This is a genomic window from Streptomyces sp. NBC_01439, from assembly GCF_036227605.1.
Lineage (GTDB): Bacteria > Actinomycetota > Actinomycetes > Streptomycetales > Streptomycetaceae > Streptomyces.
This window is the reverse complement of the sequence record NZ_CP109487.1, coordinates 1,148,270-1,167,746: the sequence shown is the minus strand read 5'-3', so window position 1 is coordinate 1,167,746 and position 19,477 is coordinate 1,148,270. Positions and strand designations below refer to the sequence as shown.

At 70.1% G+C, this 19,477-nt stretch carries 20 protein-coding genes and 3 pseudogenes; 15 read left to right on the top strand and 8 right to left on the bottom strand.

The features are described from left to right. Positions 1–63: 63 nt before the first annotated feature. From OG207_RS05450 to OG207_RS05440, 3 genes are all read right to left on the bottom strand, one after another. Positions 64–531, bottom strand: a complete 468-nt coding sequence (locus OG207_RS05450; protein WP_329096387.1) for a hemerythrin domain-containing protein — start codon at positions 529–531, stop codon at positions 64–66. 188 nt (positions 532–719) lie between these two features. After that, entirely contained in the window at positions 720–2,960 is a 2,241-nt protein-coding gene (locus OG207_RS05445) for a catalase (RefSeq protein ID WP_329096385.1), read from the bottom strand. A gap of 101 nt (positions 2,961–3,061) precedes the next feature. Next, positions 3,062–3,685, bottom strand: coding sequence for a flavodoxin family protein (locus OG207_RS05440; RefSeq protein WP_329096382.1), 624 nt, complete (start codon positions 3,683–3,685; stop codon positions 3,062–3,064). A 338-nt stretch (positions 3,686–4,023) separates the two neighbouring features. On the opposite strand from OG207_RS05440, the pseudogene OG207_RS44000 reads away from it, so the two are divergent. The 9 genes and pseudogenes from OG207_RS44000 (at position 4,024) to OG207_RS05395 (ending at position 9,414) form a co-directional block, all read left to right on the top strand. Next, positions 4,024–4,898 (top strand): annotated as a pseudogene (locus OG207_RS44000) (CorA family divalent cation transporter). A gap of 28 nt (positions 4,899–4,926) precedes the next feature. Then, on the top strand, positions 4,927–6,075 hold the full coding sequence (locus OG207_RS05430; protein WP_329096378.1) for a YihY/virulence factor BrkB family protein: 1,149 nt from the start codon (positions 4,927–4,929) through the stop codon (positions 6,073–6,075). Continuing rightward, positions 6,075–6,170, top strand: a pseudogene (locus tag OG207_RS05425) (phage holin family protein); the annotation flags it as partial. The gene OG207_RS05430 and the pseudogene OG207_RS05425, both read left to right, overlap by 1 nt. Further along, positions 6,167–6,544, top strand: a complete 378-nt coding sequence (locus OG207_RS05420) for a DUF3618 domain-containing protein (protein WP_329096376.1) — start codon at positions 6,167–6,169, stop codon at positions 6,542–6,544. The pseudogene OG207_RS05425 and the gene OG207_RS05420, both read left to right, overlap by 4 nt. Beyond that, positions 6,541–6,807, top strand: coding sequence for a DUF4235 domain-containing protein (locus OG207_RS05415; protein WP_266607237.1), 267 nt, complete (start codon positions 6,541–6,543; stop codon positions 6,805–6,807). Before OG207_RS05420 ends, OG207_RS05415 begins: the two co-directional genes overlap by 4 nt. Positions 6,808–7,015: 208 nt before the next feature. Continuing rightward, positions 7,016–7,246, top strand: coding sequence for a DUF6479 family protein (locus OG207_RS05410; RefSeq protein ID WP_329096374.1), 231 nt, complete (start codon positions 7,016–7,018; stop codon positions 7,244–7,246). A gap of 239 nt (positions 7,247–7,485) precedes the next feature. Next, positions 7,486–8,127 carry a HemK2/MTQ2 family protein methyltransferase gene (locus OG207_RS05405; protein WP_329107444.1) on the top strand — a complete coding sequence of 214 codons (642 nt, stop codon included), beginning with the start codon at positions 7,486–7,488 and terminating at the stop codon, positions 8,125–8,127. Then, positions 8,111–8,377 carry a CDGSH iron-sulfur domain-containing protein gene (locus tag OG207_RS05400; protein ID WP_266607239.1) on the top strand — a complete coding sequence of 89 codons (267 nt, stop codon included), beginning with the start codon at positions 8,111–8,113 and terminating at the stop codon, positions 8,375–8,377. Before OG207_RS05405 ends, OG207_RS05400 begins: the two co-directional genes overlap by 17 nt. Then, complete coding sequence (locus OG207_RS05395; RefSeq protein ID WP_329096371.1) at positions 8,374–9,414, top strand: iron-containing redox enzyme family protein; 1,041 nt, start codon at positions 8,374–8,376, stop codon at positions 9,412–9,414. The genes OG207_RS05400 and OG207_RS05395 overlap by 4 nt, the downstream gene beginning before the upstream one ends. 112 nt (positions 9,415–9,526) lie before the next feature. On the opposite strand, the gene OG207_RS05390 is transcribed toward OG207_RS05395, so the two are convergent. Beyond that, entirely contained in the window at positions 9,527–9,976 is a 450-nt protein-coding gene (locus tag OG207_RS05390; RefSeq protein WP_329096369.1) for a hypothetical protein, read from the bottom strand. A gap of 218 nt (positions 9,977–10,194) precedes the next feature. After that, positions 10,195–11,958, bottom strand: a complete 1,764-nt coding sequence (locus OG207_RS05385) for a SpoIIE family protein phosphatase (protein WP_329096367.1) — start codon at positions 11,956–11,958, stop codon at positions 10,195–10,197. Positions 11,959–12,551: 593 nt separating this feature from the next. Between OG207_RS05385 and OG207_RS05380 the strand changes: the two are divergent. Beyond that, a pseudogene (locus OG207_RS05380) lies at positions 12,552–12,719 on the top strand (pirin family protein); the annotation flags it as partial. Positions 12,720–13,417: 698 nt separating this feature from the next. Here OG207_RS05380 and OG207_RS05375 read toward each other — a convergent pair. From OG207_RS05375 to OG207_RS05365, 3 genes are all read right to left on the bottom strand, one after another. After that, entirely contained in the window at positions 13,418–14,041 is a 624-nt protein-coding gene (locus OG207_RS05375; RefSeq protein WP_329096365.1) for a DUF305 domain-containing protein, read from the bottom strand. A 77-nt stretch (positions 14,042–14,118) separates the two neighbouring features. Then, entirely contained in the window at positions 14,119–14,529 is a 411-nt protein-coding gene (locus OG207_RS05370) for a DUF6153 family protein (RefSeq protein WP_329096363.1), read from the bottom strand. A 274-nt stretch (positions 14,530–14,803) separates the two neighbouring features. Then, positions 14,804–17,614, bottom strand: coding sequence for a heavy metal translocating P-type ATPase (locus OG207_RS05365; RefSeq protein WP_329096361.1), 2,811 nt, complete (start codon positions 17,612–17,614; stop codon positions 14,804–14,806). A gap of 200 nt (positions 17,615–17,814) precedes the next feature. On the opposite strand from OG207_RS05365, the gene OG207_RS05360 reads away from it, so the two are divergent. From OG207_RS05360 to OG207_RS05340, 5 genes are read left to right on the top strand one after another with little or no spacing between them, the layout of a single operon-like run. After that, the gene (locus tag OG207_RS05360) at positions 17,815–18,078 is read left to right on the top strand and encodes an SHOCT domain-containing protein (protein WP_329096359.1); all 264 of its coding nucleotides are present in this window, start codon (positions 17,815–17,817) and stop codon (positions 18,076–18,078) included. 26 nt (positions 18,079–18,104) lie between these two features. Beyond that, positions 18,105–18,341: a DUF2933 domain-containing protein gene (locus tag OG207_RS05355; RefSeq protein ID WP_329096357.1), complete on the top strand. Its 237-nt coding sequence runs from the start codon at positions 18,105–18,107 to the stop codon at positions 18,339–18,341. Between the two features lie 28 nt (positions 18,342–18,369). Further along, a complete protein-coding gene (locus OG207_RS05350) occupies positions 18,370–18,633 on the top strand; it encodes a hypothetical protein (protein ID WP_329096355.1) in 264 nt (87 codons plus the stop codon). Next, positions 18,626–19,348, top strand: coding sequence for a methyltransferase family protein (locus OG207_RS05345; RefSeq protein ID WP_329096352.1), 723 nt, complete (start codon positions 18,626–18,628; stop codon positions 19,346–19,348). Before OG207_RS05350 ends, OG207_RS05345 begins: the two co-directional genes overlap by 8 nt. Beyond that, entirely contained in the window at positions 19,345–19,476 is a 132-nt protein-coding gene (locus OG207_RS05340) for a hypothetical protein (RefSeq protein WP_329096351.1), read from the top strand. Before OG207_RS05345 ends, OG207_RS05340 begins: the two co-directional genes overlap by 4 nt. Position 19,477: the final 1 nt, after the last annotated feature.

Below are 19,477 nucleotides of genomic sequence, written 5' to 3'. Positions count from 1 at the left end.
CCGGGCCGGTCGCGCGGGCGTGTCCATGCCCTCGGATCCCGGCCGTCCGGACGGCTGGAGAGGTCATGCGCTGGGGACGGCCAAGGGATCGGACGGGGCGGTCTTCTTCGCCGTTTCCATCTGTACGCCGAGTTCGGTGAGGCGGTTGCGGCCCATGGCCTTGCGGACGTCCGGGAACCACTCCTTTTCCTCTTCCTCGACGTGGTGGCGGACGTTTTCGATGAGGACCGTCATCTTGGCGTCGAACCGCTCGTCGCCCGGGTCGAGGTCCTTGAGTTCGGAGAGCATCCACAGCACGACATGGTGTTCTTCGATGCTTTCGAGGACGTGGTCCTTGGTGTCGGGGTCGGCCTCTCGGGCAGCTGGGTAGAAGATCTTTTCCTCGATCCAGGTGTGCGTGGTGAGTTCCTCGATCACCTGGTCGGCGATCTTCCGTTTCGTGGCGTGCGCGTTGTCGCCGGCCTTCTCGAACTGCTTGAACAGCTTCTCGACCGTCTTGTGGTCTTCCTTGAGCAGTACGATCCCGTCCACCAGGTCTCCTTCGATCGTCCATCGGGGGCGCGGTCGACCGCCCTGACCCCGTGTACCCGGTGGGGTGGTGGTGACACTGTTGGCCGGGCGGGATGCCTCGTACGGACGACCCTCGCTACGCCGAACGCTGACGCTTCTCCAGCCTGTCGGGCTGCCACGGTTCCGTGCGGGACCGGGGCAGGCACGGATCAGAGGGCGGCGGGGAACCGGTCCCAGGCCCGGTGCCCGCCCAACGCGGTCGTGGCGGCGGCCGCGACCGCGCTGCCGCTGTCGGCGACGGCGATGCCGGGGTCGTCTGCCGTGATGCCGGCGGATTCGAGGAGCCGTTCCGCGCCGTTCCAGCCGCCGATGGCCTTGCCGTGCCGGTACGCCTCGGTGAGGAGCAGCAGTACGCGCGGGTCGGGGGCTTCGGGGGGCTGTGCCGTGCCGGCCTTGGCGTCGCGGGCGCCGTACGCGTCCGCGCCGGCCTGGGGCACTCCGGCCAGCAGGACGGCGTCGAATTCGACGGAGCGGGCGGTGGCGAAGGTCCGCTGAACGGCGATCGGGTCGCCGTCGCCGTCACCGTCGAGGGTGCCGCCGGTCGGGGCGATGACGAGGGGCACCATTCCGGAGTCCAGGACGGCCTGGCGGGCGGCTCGTACGCCGTCCAGGTCGGCCGTGGCGTCGGCGACGATGCCGATCACGCGGCCGTCGGTCGGCCATGTCCCGCCCATCTGGGAGAGGGCGGGGCTGGGGTCGGCCGCGACGAGTGGCACGGTGGCGGCCGGTGCCGGCAGCCCGAGGCCCGAGGCGACCTGCTCGCACAGCTGCGGATCGATGTTCGCCAGCACCTTCAGGGTGCGTTCCTTGACGGCCTGCTCGTAGCACTTGGTCAGCTCGAAGGTGTAGGCGGCGATGATGTGTTCGCGCTCGGGCGGGGTCATGCTCAGCCAGAAGAGGCGCGGCTGGGTGAAGTGGTCCGAGAACGAGGCGGGCGCCTCACGGACCTTGCTCGCCTCAGGAACGGTGACGGGTACCTCGATGAAGGCGGCCGTATCGGCTCCGGCGAGGAACGGGCAGCCGCCGTCGAGGCTGTTCGGCCGGTAGGGGGCGATGCCCGTGTGGACGGCGCTCTGGTGCATGCCGTCGCGGAGCATGTCGTTGACGGGGGCGTGCGGCCTGTTGATGGGGATCTGGCCGAAGTTGGGGCCGCCGAGGCGGCTGATCTGTGTGTCGAGGTAGGAGAAGAGCCGGCCGGCGAGCAGTGGGTCGTCGGTGACGTCGATGCCCGGAACCAGGTGTCCGGGGTGGAAGGCGACCTGCTCCGTCTCGGCGAAGTAGTTCTTGGTGTTGGCGTTCAAGGTCATCAGCCCGATCGGCTGAACGGGTGAGCGCTCCTCCGGCACGATCTTGGTGGGGTCGAGGAGGTCGATGCCCTCGAACGTCTGGTCCTCGGTGTCGGGGAAGACCTGGATGCCCAGCTCCCATTGCGGGAAGGCGCCGGATTCGATGGCGTCGAAGAGGTCCCGGCGGTGGAAGTCGGGGTCCATCCCGCTGATCATCTGCGCCTCCTCCCAGACCAGGGAATGCACGCCGAGCTTCGGCTTCCAGTGGAACTTCACCAGCACGCTCTCGTCGGCCGCGTTGACCAGACGGAAAGTGTGGACGCCGAAGCCCTCCATCATCCGCAGCGACCTCGGGATCCCGCGGTCGGACATGTTCCAGAGGGTGTGGTGGGTGGCTTCGGTGTGAAGGGACACGAAGTCCCAGAACGTGTCGTGCGCGCTCTGCGCCTGCGGGATCTCGCGGTCCGGATGCGGCTTGGCGGCGTGGATGACGTCGGGGAACTTGACGGCGTCCTGGATGAAGAACACCGGGATGTTGTTGCCGACCAGGTCGAAGGTGCCCTCGTTGGTGTAGAACTTCGTCGCGAAGCCACGTGTGTCGCGCACGGTGTCGGCCGAACCGCGCGAACCGAGGACCGTGGAGAACCGCACGAACACCGGCGTCTCCACGTCCTTGGCGAGGAATGCGGCCTTTGACACCTCCCCGGCCGTTCCGTAGCCCTGGAAGACGCCGTGAGCGGCAGCACCACGCGCGTGGACTACCCGCTCCGGGATCCGCTCGTGGTCGAAATGCGTGATCTTCTCGCGCAGATGGTGGTCCTGCAGCAGCACCGGGCCGCGGGGTCCGGCCTTCAAGGAGTGATCGGTGTCGGGCAGCCGCGTCCCTTGAGCCGTCGTCAGGTACGCGCCGCTCTGCGCCACGCGTGCCTGGTCCACCCCTGTCGCCTGTCCGGTCGGCCCCACCGTCTCGGGGCCGTCCTGGTCGGGCTTCGGCGGAAGGGGTTCCGTGGGCTCCGTCGGCTCGATCAGCGGCGGAGACTCGGGGCCGGGCTTGCCCGGCAGCTCGCTCTTGGCGGTGCCGGTCGATGACTGCTGCTTGCTCATGATCCTTCTCCTTGGGGCCGCCGACGTGGTGGACGGGCGAGAGCCGTGACTTCCCCGGTCCGGGCTGCGCGGTGCGCGGTGTGCAGGGGCGGAGCCGCGGGTCAGGTCGCCGGATAGGGGGCGGCCTTGAGGCGGCGGGCGAGGTGGGCGGTGTTGGCGGCGAGGGTCTTGGTCGTGGCCGCCGTCTTCTGGGGGGTTTTGTCGAGGTCCTGGTAGTCGGTCTTCTGCATGGCTTCGCCGACCCAGTAGGTGACGGCGTTCGGAGCGAGGGAGAACCCGATGTCGTTCAGGCCTTGGAAGAGGTCGGCGCCGACCTTGTGGGCGCCGTCCTCACTGCCGACGACGCAGACCGCGGCAGCCTTGCCGTAGGTGAGCGGGCGGCCTTCGTCGTCGCTCTCGGAGATCTCCGCGTTCAGCCGCTCCAGGACCCGCTGGGCGATGCTGGACGGGTGGCCGAGCCAGATGGGCGTGGAGAGGATCAGGATGTCGCAGCCAAGGACGGTGTCCCGGATCTCCGGCCAGGCGTCCCCGTCACCCATGTCCGTCTTCACACCGGGCTTCACGTCGTGGTCGGCGATCCGGACGGTCTTCCCGGTGACACCGTGCTCGGCGAGGGCGGCCGTCGTCTGTTCGGCCAGCAGCTGGGAGCTGGACGGCGCGGGGGAGGGGGACAGGGTGCAGACGAGCGCGACAGCGCGGAGCGGCGTGTGCTTGTTGGGGCCCATGGTGTCCGGCTACCCGCACATCCCTCTTTGATGTCGCAAGCAATGTGATTCGTCCCCATTGGCTCCGTCGCACGGGTGTGGAAGTCGCGGAAGCGCGTCCCTGCGTCCTGGTCCGACACCTGGCCGTGTGAGCGCACGAAGGGGCCTGCGACCGGGGCAAGGCGGTACGCGTAGCGCCTCACGCTCCCGTCAGCCTCCGATGAGTCCGACGCGCAGCGGGGCGGAGAGAAGTCAGCGCCTCCCGCATCCATGCTGCAGCATCCGCCAGAGGCCGGAGGCATGACCGCGAGCGGTCCGTGGGCACGCATGAAATCAGGGTTCTGGCGCATGTGCGGCGTATGGAATGCGTGGTGTACGAGGAGCGGTCGGGCCGGTCGGAGACCGTCGAGTGCGGCGCGGGCGGCGAGGCCTGCCGACTGGTGCTGAAGCGGTTGCGCGGGCTGGGCGAAGGCGAGTTCGGCTGGGTACGACTGGTCGACCAGGCCGAGGGCGAGCTCGTGCAGCTGGCCGAGCAACTGGGCCTGCACCGCCTGGCGGTCGAGGACGCGGTCCAGGCCGGCCAGCGGCCGAAGCGGGAGCGCTTCGGTGACGTACTGGCCGTCGCGCTGAGGACCCTCTGGTACGTCGACGAGGAAACTTTGGTGCAGACGGGCGAGTTGATGCTCTTCGTCGGCCCGGTTACGTACTCACCGTCCGCCACGGCCCGGTGCACCCGGCAGCCGAAGCAGCCCGCCGGCTGGAAGCCGACCCGTCCATGCTGCTCTTCGGCCCGCTGTCGGCTCTGCGCGCCGTGCCCGACGTCGTCGTCGACGCCTACAGCGAGGCCGCCGAGACGGTGCGCGCCGCGCTCAACCGGCTGGAGGACCGCGTCTCCTCGCCCTCTCGCGTCGATCACACCGAGGAGATCTACCCCTTGAAGCAAGAGGTCCGTGAGTTCCGGGACGCCGTGCAGCCGCTGGTGTCCGTCCTGCCCGGTCTGCTGAGCGGTCTGGCAGACGAAGGGCGTCCGGCGACGGTCCTGCCCTACTTCCGCGACGTGGCCGATCACCTGCACCGCACCGACACCGAAGTACGGACGCTCGACGAACTGCTCACCTCCTCCATCGCTCCTTCCGCCGCAACGCCTGGCTCCAGGGGGTTTCTTGCCGGTCAGGTCGGATCCGGGGCCGCGCCCCGCGAAGGGGCCTTGTTTCCGAAGGCCGTACGGGCATGAGTTGCGCTGCGGGGGAAAGCCGGGGGGTATGACACCCCTACCGAGCCCAGCTCAGGGCCGTGACCGTGATCGTGCCGACACCGGGCGGGATTCTCTCGCGGGTCCGAGCGAGCGGGTCGAGGAGCGGGCCCCGGACCAGCCTTCCGACCTGCCCGCACGCTCCTGGCGGGCGGTACTGCGCGGCACGGCCGAGGAGTTCCGGAACGACGAGCTGGCCGATCGCGCCGCGGCCTTGACCTACTACGGGGTGCTGGCGCTCTTCCCCGCCCTCCTGGTGCTCGTCTCCCTGCTGGGCCTGGCCGGGGAGTCGACGACCGCGCGACTGCTGGACGACCTGCAGGAGCTGACGCCCGGCTCAGCCCAGGACGTGATCAGGGAGGCGGTCGAGCAACTGCAGGGCCGCAGCGGCGTCGGATCGCTGATGGCGATCGTCGGCCTCGCCGTGGCGCTGTGGTCCGCCTCGGGCTACGTGGCCGCGTTCATCCGGTCCGCGAACGCCGTCTACGACGTGCCGGAGGGCCGCCCGGTGTGGAAGGTGCTGCCGCTGCGCCTGGCGCTGACCGTCACACTGATGGTCCTCACCTGTGCGGGCGCCCTGATCGTCGTCTTCACCGGCGACCTGGCGCGGCGCGCGGGCGCCGCCCTGAGGATCGGCGACAGCGCCCTGATGGTGTGGTCGGTCGCGAAATGGTCGGTCCTTGTCCTCCTCGTCACCATCACGATCGCGCTCCTGTACTGGGCGGCGCCGAACGCCAAGGGCCGTGGATTCAGGTGGGTGACGCCGGGGAGCTGCCTGGCCCTGGTGATCTGGATGACCGCCTCGGCCGGCTTCGCCTTCTACGTCGCGAACTTCGCCTCCTACAACAAGACGTACGGCACGGTCACCGGCGTGATCGTCTTCCTGGTCTGGCTGTGGATCACCAACCTCGCCTTCCTCCTCGGGCTGGAGTTCGACGCGGAACTGGCCCGTCAGCGTGTGATAGCAGGAGGGCTGCCCGAGGACGCCGAACCCTATGTCCGGCCCCGTGGAACCCGCGCCTGGAGCGATCAGGACCGCCGCCGCATGGAGAGGCGATCGCACAGGACCGCGCCGCCCGCGCAAAAGGATCTGCTCGTGGCGTGGCTGCTCGTTCGTTTACCGGGTAGGCGCGCCATGACAACGGCGTGCGCATCGTGAAAGGTATCGCCGAGGCAGGCGCACCCGTCCCGGAGCAGACCATCGACAGCGTCAAGGCCGATCTGGCCGAGATCAAGGAGAAAGCGTTCCGATGACGAACGAACCCCGAACCGATATCGGCACACCCACCCCCGACGAGCTGCGCGAGCAGGTCGAGCGCACCCGCGACGAACTCGGTCAGACCATCGAGGCGCTGGCGGACAAGGCCGACATCAAGGCGCAGGCGAGAGAGAAGACGGCCGTCATGAAGCAACAGGCCGCCGAAACGGCCGGCGCCGTCGCCGACCAGATCCGTACGAAGACTCGGCATGCGGCCCAGCTGGTGAAGGGCGCGACGCCCGAGCCGGTCCTGGACAAGGCGGGCCGGGCCGCGAGCATGGCCCGCGCCAACCGCAGGCCGCTGCTCGTGGCCGGCGGCGCCGCTCTGGTCGTCCTTCTGCTGGTGCGGCGCAGCCGCCGAAGCCGATGAGAGCCTCCGAGGTCGCGTACAAGCCGGTGGGTCTGGCCCTGGGTGCTGTCAGCGGCATGATCGCGGCGGCGGCGTTCAAGCAGGTCTGGAAGGTCGTCGAGGGAGAAGGCGATGCTCCCAGCGCCACGGACGAAGACCGCTCGTGGAAGCAGATCCTGATCGCCGCCGCCATCCAGGGCGCGATCTTCGCCGTGGTCAAGGCCGCTGTCGACCGCTCGGGTGCCGTGGCCACACGTCGCGTGACGGGCACCTGGCCGGGCTGACCCCGCGCCGGCGCCGACCTGCACGTCCACACCACCGGGCAGGGCCGTTGCGGTGCCTCGGTGACGGGGAGGCGCAGCTTCCGAAGAAGGGCGCGCCCGCTCCGACGACCGCCGCCCGTTCCCTGCCGCGAATTCTGGGAGGGATTCCGGGAGAGAATCCGGGAGGGAGATGTCCCGTAAGCCCGCCGATTGTGGGTAGGCGCGAGCCATGATTCCTTCCGAAGTTCTCGCGGCCGAAGGCCAACGCGTACTTTTCCTCATGTTCGCCGGCGTGGCGGTGGTCGTCCTTTTGGTCGGCGCGTTCTGGTACGGCAGCCGACGCAGCGCGCGGCGCCGGGCCCCTGTCCGGCCGGCCGAGCAGAATCCCGTGGCGCGGGGGCGCGAGGATTCGTGGCAGACGCCGGACGGAAACGCCGGCGACCAGGCGCCCCGCGTGTGAGCCGGCCCGGTGCGCTCCGGGACGTGAAGCGCCGAGTAGCCGCCCGTGGGAATACCGGGAAAGGCCGATACTCGTCTGATCCTCTGAAGACCGACGAGAATTCGGATGGGCCGCTCAGTTCCGGGCAGCCGCAGCATGTCGGTCGATTTCCGCGGTCCGCTCCGCGGGCCGCATCCGAATCCGGGAGGTACGCGGTGCCCGCCACGGCTCTGTCCTTGCCCCCGCTCCCGGTCGCCCTGATGGCCCTGCCGGGCGTCTACCGGCCGCAGGCGGACACCCTTCTCCTCGCGGAGGCGCTGGCCCTGGAGGATCTCGGGCCGCGGACCGACACGCTGGAGATCGGTACGGGCACCGGTGCGCTGGCCCTGCACGCCGCCGGCAGGGGAGCCCGGGTCACGGCGGTCGACGTCTCCTGGCCCGCCGTGGTCACGGCGCGGCTGAACTCCTTGCGCCGACGGCTGCCGCTGCGCGTCCTGCACGGCGACTTCGCGGCGCGCACCGCGGGGTGCCGCTTCGACCTGGTGGTCGCCAATCCGCCGTACGTCCCGGCCCCAGGGGTCCGGCTGCCGTCGCGTGGGCCGGAGCGTGCCTGGGACGCCGGTCCGGACGGGCGCGGGGTCATCGACCGGATCTGCGCCGGCGCCCCGGCCCTGCTGCGTCCCGGAGGTGTCCTGCTCATGGTGCACTCGGCGCTGTGCGGGGCCGGGGAGACCCTCGACCGCCTGACCGGGGTGGGGCTGGCCGCAGAGGTCACGGCGAGTGCCTCGGTGCCGTGGGGACCCGTGCTGCGTTCGCGACGGGCCTGGCTGGAGCAGCGGGGTCTGGCGGCAGCAACCGACGAGTGGGAAGAGTTGGTGATCATCCGTGCCCGCTCCCTCTGACAGCTCCCCGGCTTCCGTCCCGGCTCCCGTCCAAACGCCGGCCCGCCGGGTATCGGTGGACCCGCAGGGCCCGGTCCTGGTCGAGGGGCCGGTCGAGATCGTCCTGGACGACGGGACGGTCGCCCGGTCCGAACGCTTCATGGTCGCGGTGTGCACCTGCCGCCGCAGCCGTGCCTACCCGTGGTGCGACACCAGCCACCGCTGTCGCGAGCGAGGCGGCTCGCCCCCCGAGGACAGGAACCCGCGATGACCCCTCCGAGCATGAGCCCGGGCTTGATCACGGTGGCGCCGGCCGCCGGCCCCCGCCTGGTCGACGGGCGGGGCGAGCTGTCCCGCGCCGTGACCGAGGCCCTGCGATCCGGCAACCCGCCGGTGTACGCCACGGGTTCCGTGCTGAAGGCGGACCCCTGGGGCGCGGACCTCCAGCTCGCCCTCTACCTGCTGTACGAGTTGCACTACCGCGGCTTCGATGGCGTGGACGACGAGCGAGAATGGGACCCGGAGCTGCTGCGGCTGCGCCAGTCGATGGAGACCCGCGTGCTGCACACCCTGCGCACCGAGCTGCCCGACGCGCCCCGGACGATCGAGGAAGCCTTCGCCCCGCTCCTCGTGGAGCCTGTGGACCTGTCCGGCAGTCTCAGTCACCACCTGGAAACCGACGGCGAGCTCTGGCAGTTGCGTGAGTACGCGGCCCTGCGCTCCCTGTACCACCTCAAGGAGGCCGACCCGCACGCCTGGGTCATCCCGCGGCTCACCGGACGGGCCAAGGCCGCCATGGTCGCCATCGAGTACGACGAGTTCGGCGCCGGCCGCGCCGACCGCATCCACGCACAACTCTTCGCGGACCTCATGGCCGACCTGGGCCTGGATCCCGCCTACGGCGGTTACCTGGACCGCGCGCCGGCGCCGCTGCTCGCGACGGTGAACCTGATGTCCCTCTTCGGGCTCCACCGCGCCCTGCGCGGCGCGCTCGTCGGCCACTTCGCGTGCGTCGAGGTCACCTCGTCGCCCGGGTCCAGGCGCCTGGCCAAGGCCATGCGACGCTGCGGAGCGGGACCTGCGGCCGAACACTTCTACGCGGAGCACGTGGAGGCCGACGCCGTCCACGAACAGGTGGTGCGCCACGAGGTGATCGGAGGTCTGCTGGCCGACGAGCCGGACCTGGAGGCGGACATCGCCTTCGGGTGCGCGGCGACCGTCCTGCTGGAGGACCGTCTCGTGACCCACATCCGCGAGGCCTGGGACCAGGGGCGCAGCGCCCTGCGTTCGCCCGTGCCGGGGCCGTGAGGGCGGGCTCTCGACCATGGGGAGCGGCGCGTCGGCCTCTTTGGGCAAGGCGCGCCGCTCCCTGCGGCTGATGGTGCATCTGCAAGGTTCTGCGGAACGGCAAAGACTGCCGTCAGCGGTGCGCGGCCCGGTGGCCGAACCAGTGGCCTCGGCCGCGGGGGACGTCGGTCACCGGCGCACCGGTCTCGACGCGGGGCACGTCGGCCGTCGGAGCACCGGCCCCGGCGCGGGCATCGTCGCGCTGCTTGATCAGATCGTCGCGCTCGCGGTCGACGACGGCGGCCTCACGGCGTGTTGTGCCGCGTTCCCGTCGGGCCTGCGCCGAGCGACGGGCCGAACGACGGGCGCCCATCATGACCAGAGTCAGACCCAAGAAGGCGACGGCTCCGACGATGATTCCGCTCAGAAAGAGGGATCCGGTCGAACCGGTGACGTGGTAGCCGAAAATCGCGAAATCGCCGCCGACGCCGAGATCATGTTCCGCGCCGGTATTGCCGAATACTCCGGCCAGGCCGACGGCGGTGGCGGCGATCAGAATGATGAGCCCGAGGATGAGAATCATGGAATTGCTCCTTGGATGCGCGCCCGAACGAGCCGCCGGACACGGCTGGCGTCTACCCCGGTTGTGAACCGTCACGCCGAAACGGAAGACATTGGTCCTGTCATCGGCGTCATTCTCCTCGTCATCCGCTTCGTGACGGGAATTCCGATCCTTTGGACCATCCTCATTCCGCTGGTCATCGGACGTTCGCTGGATCCAGGAAGCGGCCGGTCACCCCGTCAGGGAACGCGCAGCGCCAGTACGACGACGTCGTCCCCGGGAGCCGGGTCCGCCGGCCTGTTGCTGATCCCGTGGAGCAGTTCGGGCAGCGGACGGTCACCGTGGCGGGCGAGCAGGGCGACGAGTTGCGCGAGGGAGGCATCGATGTCGTGGCCGCGGCGTTCGATGAGCCCGTCTGTGTAGAACAACAGCGTCGAGCCCGCGGGAAGGCCGCGCCGGGCCTCGGTCCGGTGGAACGGCCCGAGGTCCCTGTGGAGGAGGATGTCGTGCTCCTCCAGGAGGGTCACCCGGCCGTCGGGGGTACGGAGCAGCGGCGGCGGGTGACCGGCGTTCGACCAGGTCAGCGTCCAGTCGGGACCGCCGTCGGCGAGGTCGAGGCGTGCGTGGACCAGCGTGCCGCCGGCCTCGATGGGCAAGACCGAACAAGCGGCATCGAGGGCGGTCAGCGCCGTGGCCGGGCTGTACGGCGGGTGGTCGAGGGTGGCCTGCCGCAGCATGCTGCGGATCTGGCCCATGATCGTGGCTGCGTGCATGTCGTGGCCGGTGATGTCACCCACCGTCACCATGAGGGCTCCGGGCTTGCCGCCAGGTGAGGAGGCGGGGGGCAGGTGGTAGGCGTCGTACCAGTCCCCGCCGATCATGTCGCCGACCGCGGCCGGCTCGTACAGGGCACTGATCTCGATGCGGTCGGCAACGGGGAGGTCGGTGAGCATGGCTTCCTGGAGCTGCCGGGCCACGGAGATGCGTTCGTCGAGGTGCAGCGCGCGCTCCACGGCCTGCGCGATGTAACCGGAAGCGGCGGCGAGCGTGGCCCGCTCCGTGACCCCCACCTCGTGCCGCTTGGCCCAGCAGACGGCGAGTACGCCCAGCAGGGCGCGGCTGCCCCAGAGCGGCAGGCACAGCACGGTGGTGAAGCCCATGCGGTCGAAGAAGCCGACCGCCTCGGGGCTGTACCCGGCGACGAGCGCCTCACGGTCGGGCACGAAAACCGCCCGCCGTTCCCGCATGGCCCGGGCGCTCGGGAACGCCGCGCTCGCGGGCAGCGTGAGGACCTCCCGTTCCACCGAGTGCTCGATGTCCGGGTCGGCAATCCGGTGCAGCTCGTCCTTGTCGGCGACCAGCAGGCCGACGTACGAGGGCTTCCCGACACCGACGAAGAGGTCCCGCAGCCTGCGCCGGACGTCCTCCAGCCCGGACGTCTGGGCCAGTTCCTCCGATGCCCTGAGCAGCAGCTCGGCGTGGTCCATGCCGGCCTGTGCCTCCTGCTCCAGGCGCTCCGCGTCGCTCCGGGCCCGCTCGGCGGCGGCTCGCGCGGTCTCCAGCACCTTCTGTGCGGACCGGCTCTGCGCCGACAGGATGCGCAGGCACAGCTCGGCGGAGCAGGCCGCCGCCAGATCCTTCAGGTCGGCCAGCTCGCCGTCACCCCACGTCCGCGGCTCGTGGTCGATGGCGCACAAGGAGCCCAGGACCAGCCCGTCGGCGTCGGTCAGCGGCATCCCCGCATACGCGATGAGCCGGAGATCCCCTATGGCCGGGCTGCTACGGAGCCGGTCATCGGCGCGGGCATCGGGTACGACCAAGGGCTGCCCGGAGGCCACCACATAACGGCAGAGCGAGTGCGACAGCGGCAGCGTGCGGCTCCCCGCCCAGGGCTCGGGCAGACCGATCAGTCCGGGCAGGATCTGCCGGTCCTCCTCGACCAGCGAAACGAAGGCCACCGGCACGTGGAGCAGTCGTGAAACCAGCCGGGCGAACCGGTCCATCCCGGTATCGGAGGCTGCCGAAAGACCGGCCATCCTCACGGCCCGTCGCTGTGCGCTGCCCGGGTCCGCTCCGGATTCCTGGCCCTGTTTCGGCATCTGTCCTCCGGCCGCGCTGTCCCGAAGCCCCTCAAGGCATGGTAGGCCAGCGGAGGGCCGCTTCGCCGGTCTACGGTGGCAAGGACGCGTGCGTCGACGGGGCGGCTCCCGGCAGCGACTGGCGGCCGAACGGCTGGGTAGGCGAGGGGTGCTGCGGGAGAGTCGGCTCCGGCTCCCACTCGTCCGAGGCGGCGTGTGGTGAAAGCCGAACTGCGCTCCTACGAGCGGACGCCCGTCCGGTGGCCCTCCCCGGTTGCTCGCACGACGGGATGGTGTGCGGCTGCCACATCCACGTCGGGGTGAACGGGCGTGGTCAAGTCCTCGTGCCGGCCGACCACATGCGCGCCTGACACTTCAGGCTGTCGCCGCCAACTGGCCCTTCTCCCTCGGGCGGCACAGCGGGTGGGCGATCGCGCTCAGCTGCTGTCGCCTTGCCGGATCCGAAGGCCGTGCCCCGGTCCCAGGAGCGCGCTGAGGCATGAAGACGGATATCTCGTATTACGTTCTGGAACTGGATCGGACGGTCCCAAGAGGATATCGCACAGGCCCGGGAGGACTGGATGAACGGGACGCGATACGGCGAGGTGAAGGGCTACGACGGCGCTCCGCTTCCGGCCCCGGAACTCCCCCCAACTCGCCTGAAGCCCAGGGGAAGAGTGCGCTGAGCTTTGTGTATGTCCTGAAGGTGGGGCCCGGGTGGTGGCCGCGCTATCGCTCCGCTTCTGGAGGTCCGCCGGTCGTCGGCGAGGCCTCTGGGGGCGCTTCCCGATCTCGAGGTCGAGTCTCATCTGAAGCAGGCTGCGGTCAGGCCTAGTCGGACGAATGCTGACCCTTTGCTGACTCTACTGATAAGTAGTTAGATGCTTGGAGAGGAAGTTCGGTTAGGTCTCCCGGCAGAGGAACGTCACGCCGAGGAGGCTGGTCCTGAACTCTTCGGCTGCCGCGGACAGCTTCAGGTGAGCCTTCCTCTGAGGCCGTACCTCGCTGTCGGTCTCTCGCCGGAGCCGGTGTGCGATGTTGTGGGCAGTCAACAAAACGTCGCGCTGAAGCCGCCGTTGTCGCGTCGGTGGGGGACTCGCGGGTCAGCCTGGAGGAATGTCGGTCAGGGCATGGTGCAGATGGTCAGAGCTGGGGAAGTTGGCCAGGCCGTCCGGGGTCTGGTACATCCGGCAGGCCAGCCTGGCGGGGCGGCCCGGTTCGGCGAAGGGGTCGCGGCCGTTGATGAGGAGGGTCAGGGAGTCGGTGAAGCCGATCCGTTCCGCCTCGGTCTGATGGGTGATGACCGTTGTGCCGATGGTGGTGCTGCTCTTGATGTCCGGAAGCGCGTTCCAGGACGCCGCGCCGGACCGGGCTCGGTTGGGATTCAGCCGGCAAGCATCGTCCGCATCTGGGCGATCTCGGCGGTCTGGGACGTGATGATGCTGTCAGCGAGGGCCTTGGCAGGACCGTAGGCGCCTTGCTGCTTCTCCGTCTTGGCCATGTCGATCGCGGCCTCGTGGTGCTCGATCATCATGGTCAGGAACATGGCGTCGAAGGCATTGCCCTTGGCGTTCCCGAGCCGGTTGATGTCCTGGTCACCCATCATCCCGGGCATACCGGAGTCGTCGTCACCGTGCCCCATGCCGAAGCCGGTGGGGACCTTCTCGCCCCACGCCTTGAGCCAGCCGGTCATGGTGTCGATCTCGGGCTTCTGCGCCTTCTTGATCTTTTCCGCGAGTGCCTTGACCTCGCTGGAGGCGCCGTGAGATTGGACCATGTCGGACATGACGATGGCCTGCCGGTGGTGGGGGATCATTCCTTGCGCGAAGGAGACGTCCGCCTGGTTGTGCTGGTTGGCCTCCGTGGAGGCCGGGGCGGCGGTGGTCACGACAGTGGGGCCGGCCGTGTTCGTGCTGTCGTTGCTGCCGCAGGCGGCCAGGACCAGGCTGGCAGCGGCGGCGGTGGCCGCCAGGGCCGCGCGACACGTCAGGGATCGGTTCGTGTTCATTTCGCTGAACTCCAGTGCTCGGATGCGGAGAGGAAGGCCGTGTGCGGCACCGTCGGGGAGTGCCGCAGGCGGGGTTCCTATATCCGCAGGAGCTGGAGTTCGGCGAGTGAGGGCGGTGCCCGCCCTCCGGCCGGCTCGTAGGCCACCGCGATCGGCAACGGGACCGGGGCATCGGCGGAGCCGTGCGCCCTGATGGTGACCGGCTCGGTGTCTGCTGCGGCGATGCCGGGGGAACCCGGTAGGGCAGTGGACGCGCACATCTGGTCTGTGTGGATGACATGGCGGCCGGTGTCACGATCGTCGTCGGGGTATCGGTCGGCGGGGGCTGTAGCCACGTGGTGGGAGGGGTGCTCGGTTGCGCTTGCCGACGGGAGGGCGGCGGCGCCCAGGGCGTGCATGCCGAGCAGTCCGACGATGACGGCGAGGACGAGCAGCGTGGAGACCCGCAGCACGGGCTGCGGCTGCGTGCGGGGCTCGCGGCCGGTCACATTTCCCACGGTAGGGCGCACCCTTGTACTGCGCAGCGCGGCCCGAGCCGGACTACTGGCCACCGCGAACGCCTCCTTCGGCTGAGCCAGTGGTTGCTGGGCGGGGCAGGCAGAGGCGCTTGAGGGCGAGTGCCTTGAGGCCGACGATGATGCTGGATCCGGACATGGACAGGCGGGCGAGGTGGTCGCCCTTGGGGTCGGCGTAGCCGTGCGGGGCCGTGCGGGGCCGTGCCCGGTGCCGGGTCCGGAGTGTCTGGGGGGTCGGGGATGGCGGTCATTTACTCTTACCTCCCTCATTTGTCCCGCCTGTCGCAATTGCGCGATAGCGGTCCGGGTCGGCGTCGAAGGCTGCCGCGCACTGGGCGGAGCAGAAGAAGTAGCTGCCGCTGGCGGTGTCGCGCCGTTCGGCGGCGGCCGGGTCGACGGGCATGCCGCACACCGGGTCCACCGTGATCGCCTCGGGGCCCCGCTGGTGGTCTTCCCCGGCCAGGGGCTCGAGGTGTGGCTGTCGGCCATCACTCGCTGAGGCGTGGGCCGGGGACCGGTCGGCAGCGGATTCGACCCGAGGCGCGACGGGCTCCACCGCGGCCGGCGGCAGCGGCGTCGTACGCCAGCGGCGCAGGCGGGATGCGTTGGTGACCACCGACAGGGAGGACAGGGCCATCGCGGCGGCGGCGATGATCGGGCTGAGGCGGATGCCCCAGACGGGGTAGAGGGCTCCGGCCGCGAGGGGAACGCCGACTGCGTTGTACACGAGGGCGAAGAACAGGTTCTGCCGGATGTTGCGCATCGTGGCCCGGGAGAGGCGGATCGCGGTGACCACTCCGGTCAGGGAGCCGGAGATCAGCGTGATGTCGGCCGCCTCGATCGCGACGTCGGTACCGGTACCGATCGCGAGCCCGACATCGGCGGCGGCGAGAGCGGGGGCGTCGTTGATGCCGTCGCCGACCATGCCGACCGTACGGCCCTCTCCCTGGAGGCGGCGGATCTCGTCCGCCTTGTGCTCGGGCAGTACCTCGGCCAGCACTCGGTCCACGCCGATCTGGGCGGCGATCGCGGCGGCGGTGCGGGCGTTGTCGCCGGTGATGACGACCGTCTCCAGGCCGAGCCGGTGCAGGGCTGCGATGGCGGATGCGGAGTCGTCCTTGACGGTGTCGGCGACGGCGAGGACACCGGCCGGCCGGCCGTCGACGGCGGCGAGTACGGGGGTCTTGCCCTGGGCGGACATCCCGGCCGCGACCGGGGTGAGGGCGCTGCTGTCGATGCCGTCGTCGCCGAGCAGCCGGGCGGTGCCGACCAGGACGGCGTGGCCGTCGACGGTGGCCCGTACCCCCTTGCCGGTGGCGGAGGCGAAGCCCCGCGCCGCAGGCAGGGTGAGGTCGCGCTGCCGGGCTCCGGTGACGATCGCGCCGGCGAGGGGGTGCTCGCTGTCCGCTTCGGCCGCCGCGACCAGGGCCAGCAGTTCGTCGTCCGCGAATCCGTCGGCAGGATGTACGTCGGTGAGGACGGGTTTGCCGGCGGTGACGGTGCCGGTCTTGTCAAGGACGACGGTGTCGAGCTTGTGCGCGGTCTCCAGCGCCTCGGCGGAACGGATCAAAATGCCCGCCTGGGCGCCCTTGCCCGTGCCGACCATGACGGACAGCGGGGTGGCAAGGCCCAGGGCGCAGGGGCAGGCGATGATCAGTACCGCGACCGCGGAGACCAGGGCGAGGGTCAGGGCCGGGGCGGGTCCGAGGGTGTACCAGAGGGCGAAGGCGGCGATGGCGATGGCGATGACGGCGGGCACGAAGTAGGCGGATACCGCGTCGGCGAGTCGCTGGATGGGAGCCTTGGACGCCTGGGCCTGCCGCACCAGGCGGATGATCTGCGCGAGCATGGTGTCGGCGCCGACCTTGCTCGCACGCACCCGCAAGGAGCCTGTGCCGTTGACGGTCGCGCCGATCACCGTGTCCCCGGCCCGTTTGGTGACCGGCATCGGCTCGCCGGTGACCATCGACTCGTCCACCGCCGAGGAACCGGACAGCACCTCGGAGTCGACCGGCACCTTCTCCCCGGGCCGGATCACCACCTCGTCGCCGACCGCCACGTCCTCGACCGGGATCTCGGTCTCGGTGCCGTCGCGGATCACCCGGGCCGTGCGGGCCTGCAGGCCCAGCAGTGCGCGGATGGCCTCGCCGGTGCCTGCCTTGGCGCGGGCCTCCAGCAGGCGGCCGAGCAGGATCAGGGTGAGGATCACCCCGACCGCCTCGAAGTACACCTCGCGCACATCCTCGGGCAGCAGACCAGGGGCGAGCGTGACGATCAGGCTGTATCCGTACGCGGCCGTGGTGCCCAGCGTGATGAGGGAGTTCATGTCCGCGCCGCGGTGGCGCAAGGTGAGCCAGCCGGTCGAGTGGATGGGCCAGCCGGTGTAGATCATCACCGGTGTGATCAGGGCCAGTTGCAGCCAGTGGTTGAGCATCCATGCGGGCACCCAGTCGGCGCCGAACAGCTCGTGGGCCATGACGGCGAAGAGCACCGGGGCGGTGAGTACGGCGCCGACGGCGACCCGGCGGGTCAGGTCTGTGATCTCCGCGCGCCGCTCGGCGACCTCCGCCGCCTCCGCCTCGGCCCCGGTCCCTCCACCGCTGGTAGGTACGGCGGCGGTGGCGGCGGTAGCCGTTTCCTCACCGTCTCCGTCCGTGGTGGCTTCCGTGGTGCCGGATCCGTCCGCGGGTTCGACCAGCAGCGTGCCGTGGATCATGTTCATTCCGCAGGCGAACCCGAAGGAACCGGCCTGATCCGGGCTGACGCGCACGGGTGTGCGGGTGAAGGCCGGCAGCCCGGCGCTGACGCGCAGATCGGGGAAGACGACCCGGTTTGTGCACTCGCCGGACTCCTGCCGGTCGAAGATCAGCTCCACCGGAATCCCCTGGCGGACCCGGATCACATCGGGGTTGTAGCCGCCCCGCACCGTCACCTCGACCCGCTGTATCCCGCCCTCCAGGCGCGCGGCACGGGCCCGGCGAGGACCGAAGAAAAACCACCCCAGGCCGACGATCAGCACAGCGGCCAAGACCACCACGACGACATCGGTGACACCCATGGCATTGACCTCCCTGCGTGTTCACTCCCTCCAGCCTCGCCCCTGGCTACCCGAACCAGGTAGGGGCTGAGCGGTCCCGATACAGGGGACCGAGTGGCCCCTGCGCAGGCGGTACAGCGGATCGACATTGGTAGCAGGAGTCACTGGCCGGACAGCGGGCCCCGCGCCCGCAGCCCCCGAATCCGGGGAAGTGAAACACGATGATGTTCTGGTTCGACCACAACGTCAGCGGCTGGGGCTGGCTCGCCATGTCGGCCAGCATGATCCTCTTCTGGGCCCCGATCATCACCGTCGCCGTCCTGCTCATCCGCGCGTTGAACCGCAGCCCCGAGCACGCCCACGTCCCCGCCAGGCCCTCGCCCGAGCAGCTGCTCGCCGAACGCTTCGCCCGCGGCGACATCGACGAAGAGGACTACCAGCGGCGCCTGGCCGCCCTGCGCTCCTCCGGCCCGGCCACACCCTGATGCCCTCCCAAGGAGGAGGACCGGCCATGAAGAACAACAGGAACTACGGCCTGTACGCGATCGCCATCGCCATCGCCCTGGTCGGCGCGCTGACGCTCGGCGTGCCCGTGGGCACCCTCGCCGTCCTCGCCCTCGCTGCCGCCTGCCCGCTGATGATGTTCTTCATGATGCGCGGCCTGCGCGACGGCGACGACATGGACAGCCACGGCCACGATGACGCGCCCAAGGACCGTGACCCGGACGGCCACAAGCCCTTCCGCTGAAACGCACGACGACGACAAGGGACGCGGCATGCAAGCCGTGATCGTGATCTTGATCGGCGCTCTGATCCTCGCGGCCCTGGCCTACAGCATCGGCCGCCTGATCACACCTCGCGAGAGCCGCTGGCCCCCTTTGGCCCGGCTGAGGGGCCGCCGCGCCGCCCTGGAGGCCGCCGAACGCTGGTGTGCGGGCCTGCGGAGGCACGACCAGATCGACACGGCTGCCTACCAGCGGCGCATGAGCGGCCTGGCCCGTGGACAGCGGACACTGCCCCGAGGAGGACGTGATGTCTGACGCCGCATACGGCCTGTGGCCGCTGGTGGTACTCAACACGGCGTTGTTCATCGTGTTCGCCGCCAGCTTCTTCCACCCGAAAACCAAACGGGACTGGCGGGCCATGGGCGCCTACAGCGCGTTCCTGGTGGCCCTATTCACCGAGATGTACGGCACCCCGCTGACCATCTACCTGCTGGGCAGCTGGCTCGGCAACCAGTTCCCGCTCCTCAAGGACACCCACGCCGGCGGGCACTTGTGGAACGACCTGACCGGCTGGTCCGGCGATCCGCACCTGAGCCCCTTCCACCTGGCCAGCTACGTCGCCATAGGCGTCGGTTTCTGGCTGATCGCCGCCGCCTGGAAGATCCTGCATGATGCCGCACACCCGGACAGGCTCGCCACCACCGGCCTCTACGCCTGGGTACGCCACCCGCAGTACGACGGCTTCCTGCTCATCGTGATCGGATTCCTGCTGCAGTGGCCCACCATACCCACCCTGATCATGTTCCCGGTCCTTGTGTACGTGTACGCCCGCCTGGCCCGCAGCGAGGAACGCGAGGTTGCCGCCCGGTTCGGGGAGGAGTGGACGGCCTACGCCGCCCGCACGCCCCGCTTCTGGCCACGGCGGCCCAGCAGGCCCTCGTTGCCGGGCAAGTACACCCCGGCCGGACTCGAGCCGGGGCCGTCGCCCGAGGCGACGTCCCGCCCCTCCGCCACCGGGAGGAACCGATGACCGGCCTCCCCGTCCTCGTCCAGGCAGCGATCGTGGTCGGCGTGCTCGCCGGGATCGTGCTGGTGATCCTGGTGCTCGCCCGAATGGACCGCCACCGCTGGCCCCGCGGCCCTGATGGGAGGCGATAGA

Coding starts and splice junctions, on each gene's coding strand:
- OG207_RS05410 (WP_329096374.1), top strand. CDS start 7,016: ATGATTCCTTCCGAAGTTCTCGCGGCCGAAGGCCAACGCGTACTTTTC.
- OG207_RS05350 (WP_329096355.1), top strand. CDS start 18,370: ATGCAAGCCGTGATCGTGATCTTGATCGGCGCTCTGATCCTCGCGGCC.
- OG207_RS05340 (WP_329096351.1), top strand. CDS start 19,345: ATGACCGGCCTCCCCGTCCTCGTCCAGGCAGCGATCGTGGTCGGCGTG.
- OG207_RS05355 (WP_329096357.1), top strand. CDS start 18,105: ATGAAGAACAACAGGAACTACGGCCTGTACGCGATCGCCATCGCCATC.
- OG207_RS05445 (WP_329096385.1), bottom strand. CDS start 2,960: ATGAGCAAGCAGCAGTCATCGACCGGCACCGCCAAGAGCGAGCTGCCG.
- OG207_RS05405 (WP_329107444.1), top strand. CDS start 7,486: ATGGCCCTGCCGGGCGTCTACCGGCCGCAGGCGGACACCCTTCTCCTC.
- OG207_RS05415 (WP_266607237.1), top strand. CDS start 6,541: ATGAGAGCCTCCGAGGTCGCGTACAAGCCGGTGGGTCTGGCCCTGGGT.
- OG207_RS05390 (WP_329096369.1), bottom strand. CDS start 9,976: ATGATTCTCATCCTCGGGCTCATCATTCTGATCGCCGCCACCGCCGTC.
- OG207_RS05430 (WP_329096378.1), top strand. CDS start 4,927: ATGACACCCCTACCGAGCCCAGCTCAGGGCCGTGACCGTGATCGTGCC.
- OG207_RS05345 (WP_329096352.1), top strand. CDS start 18,626: ATGTCTGACGCCGCATACGGCCTGTGGCCGCTGGTGGTACTCAACACG.
- OG207_RS05385 (WP_329096367.1), bottom strand. CDS start 11,958: ATGGACCGGTTCGCCCGGCTGGTTTCACGACTGCTCCACGTGCCGGTG.
- OG207_RS05395 (WP_329096371.1), top strand. CDS start 8,374: ATGACCCCTCCGAGCATGAGCCCGGGCTTGATCACGGTGGCGCCGGCC.
- OG207_RS05365 (WP_329096361.1), bottom strand. CDS start 17,614: ATGGGTGTCACCGATGTCGTCGTGGTGGTCTTGGCCGCTGTGCTGATC.
- OG207_RS05440 (WP_329096382.1), bottom strand. CDS start 3,685: ATGGGCCCCAACAAGCACACGCCGCTCCGCGCTGTCGCGCTCGTCTGC.
- OG207_RS05375 (WP_329096365.1), bottom strand. CDS start 14,041: ATGAACACGAACCGATCCCTGACGTGTCGCGCGGCCCTGGCGGCCACC.
- OG207_RS05420 (WP_329096376.1), top strand. CDS start 6,167: ATGACGAACGAACCCCGAACCGATATCGGCACACCCACCCCCGACGAG.
- OG207_RS05360 (WP_329096359.1), top strand. CDS start 17,815: ATGATGTTCTGGTTCGACCACAACGTCAGCGGCTGGGGCTGGCTCGCC.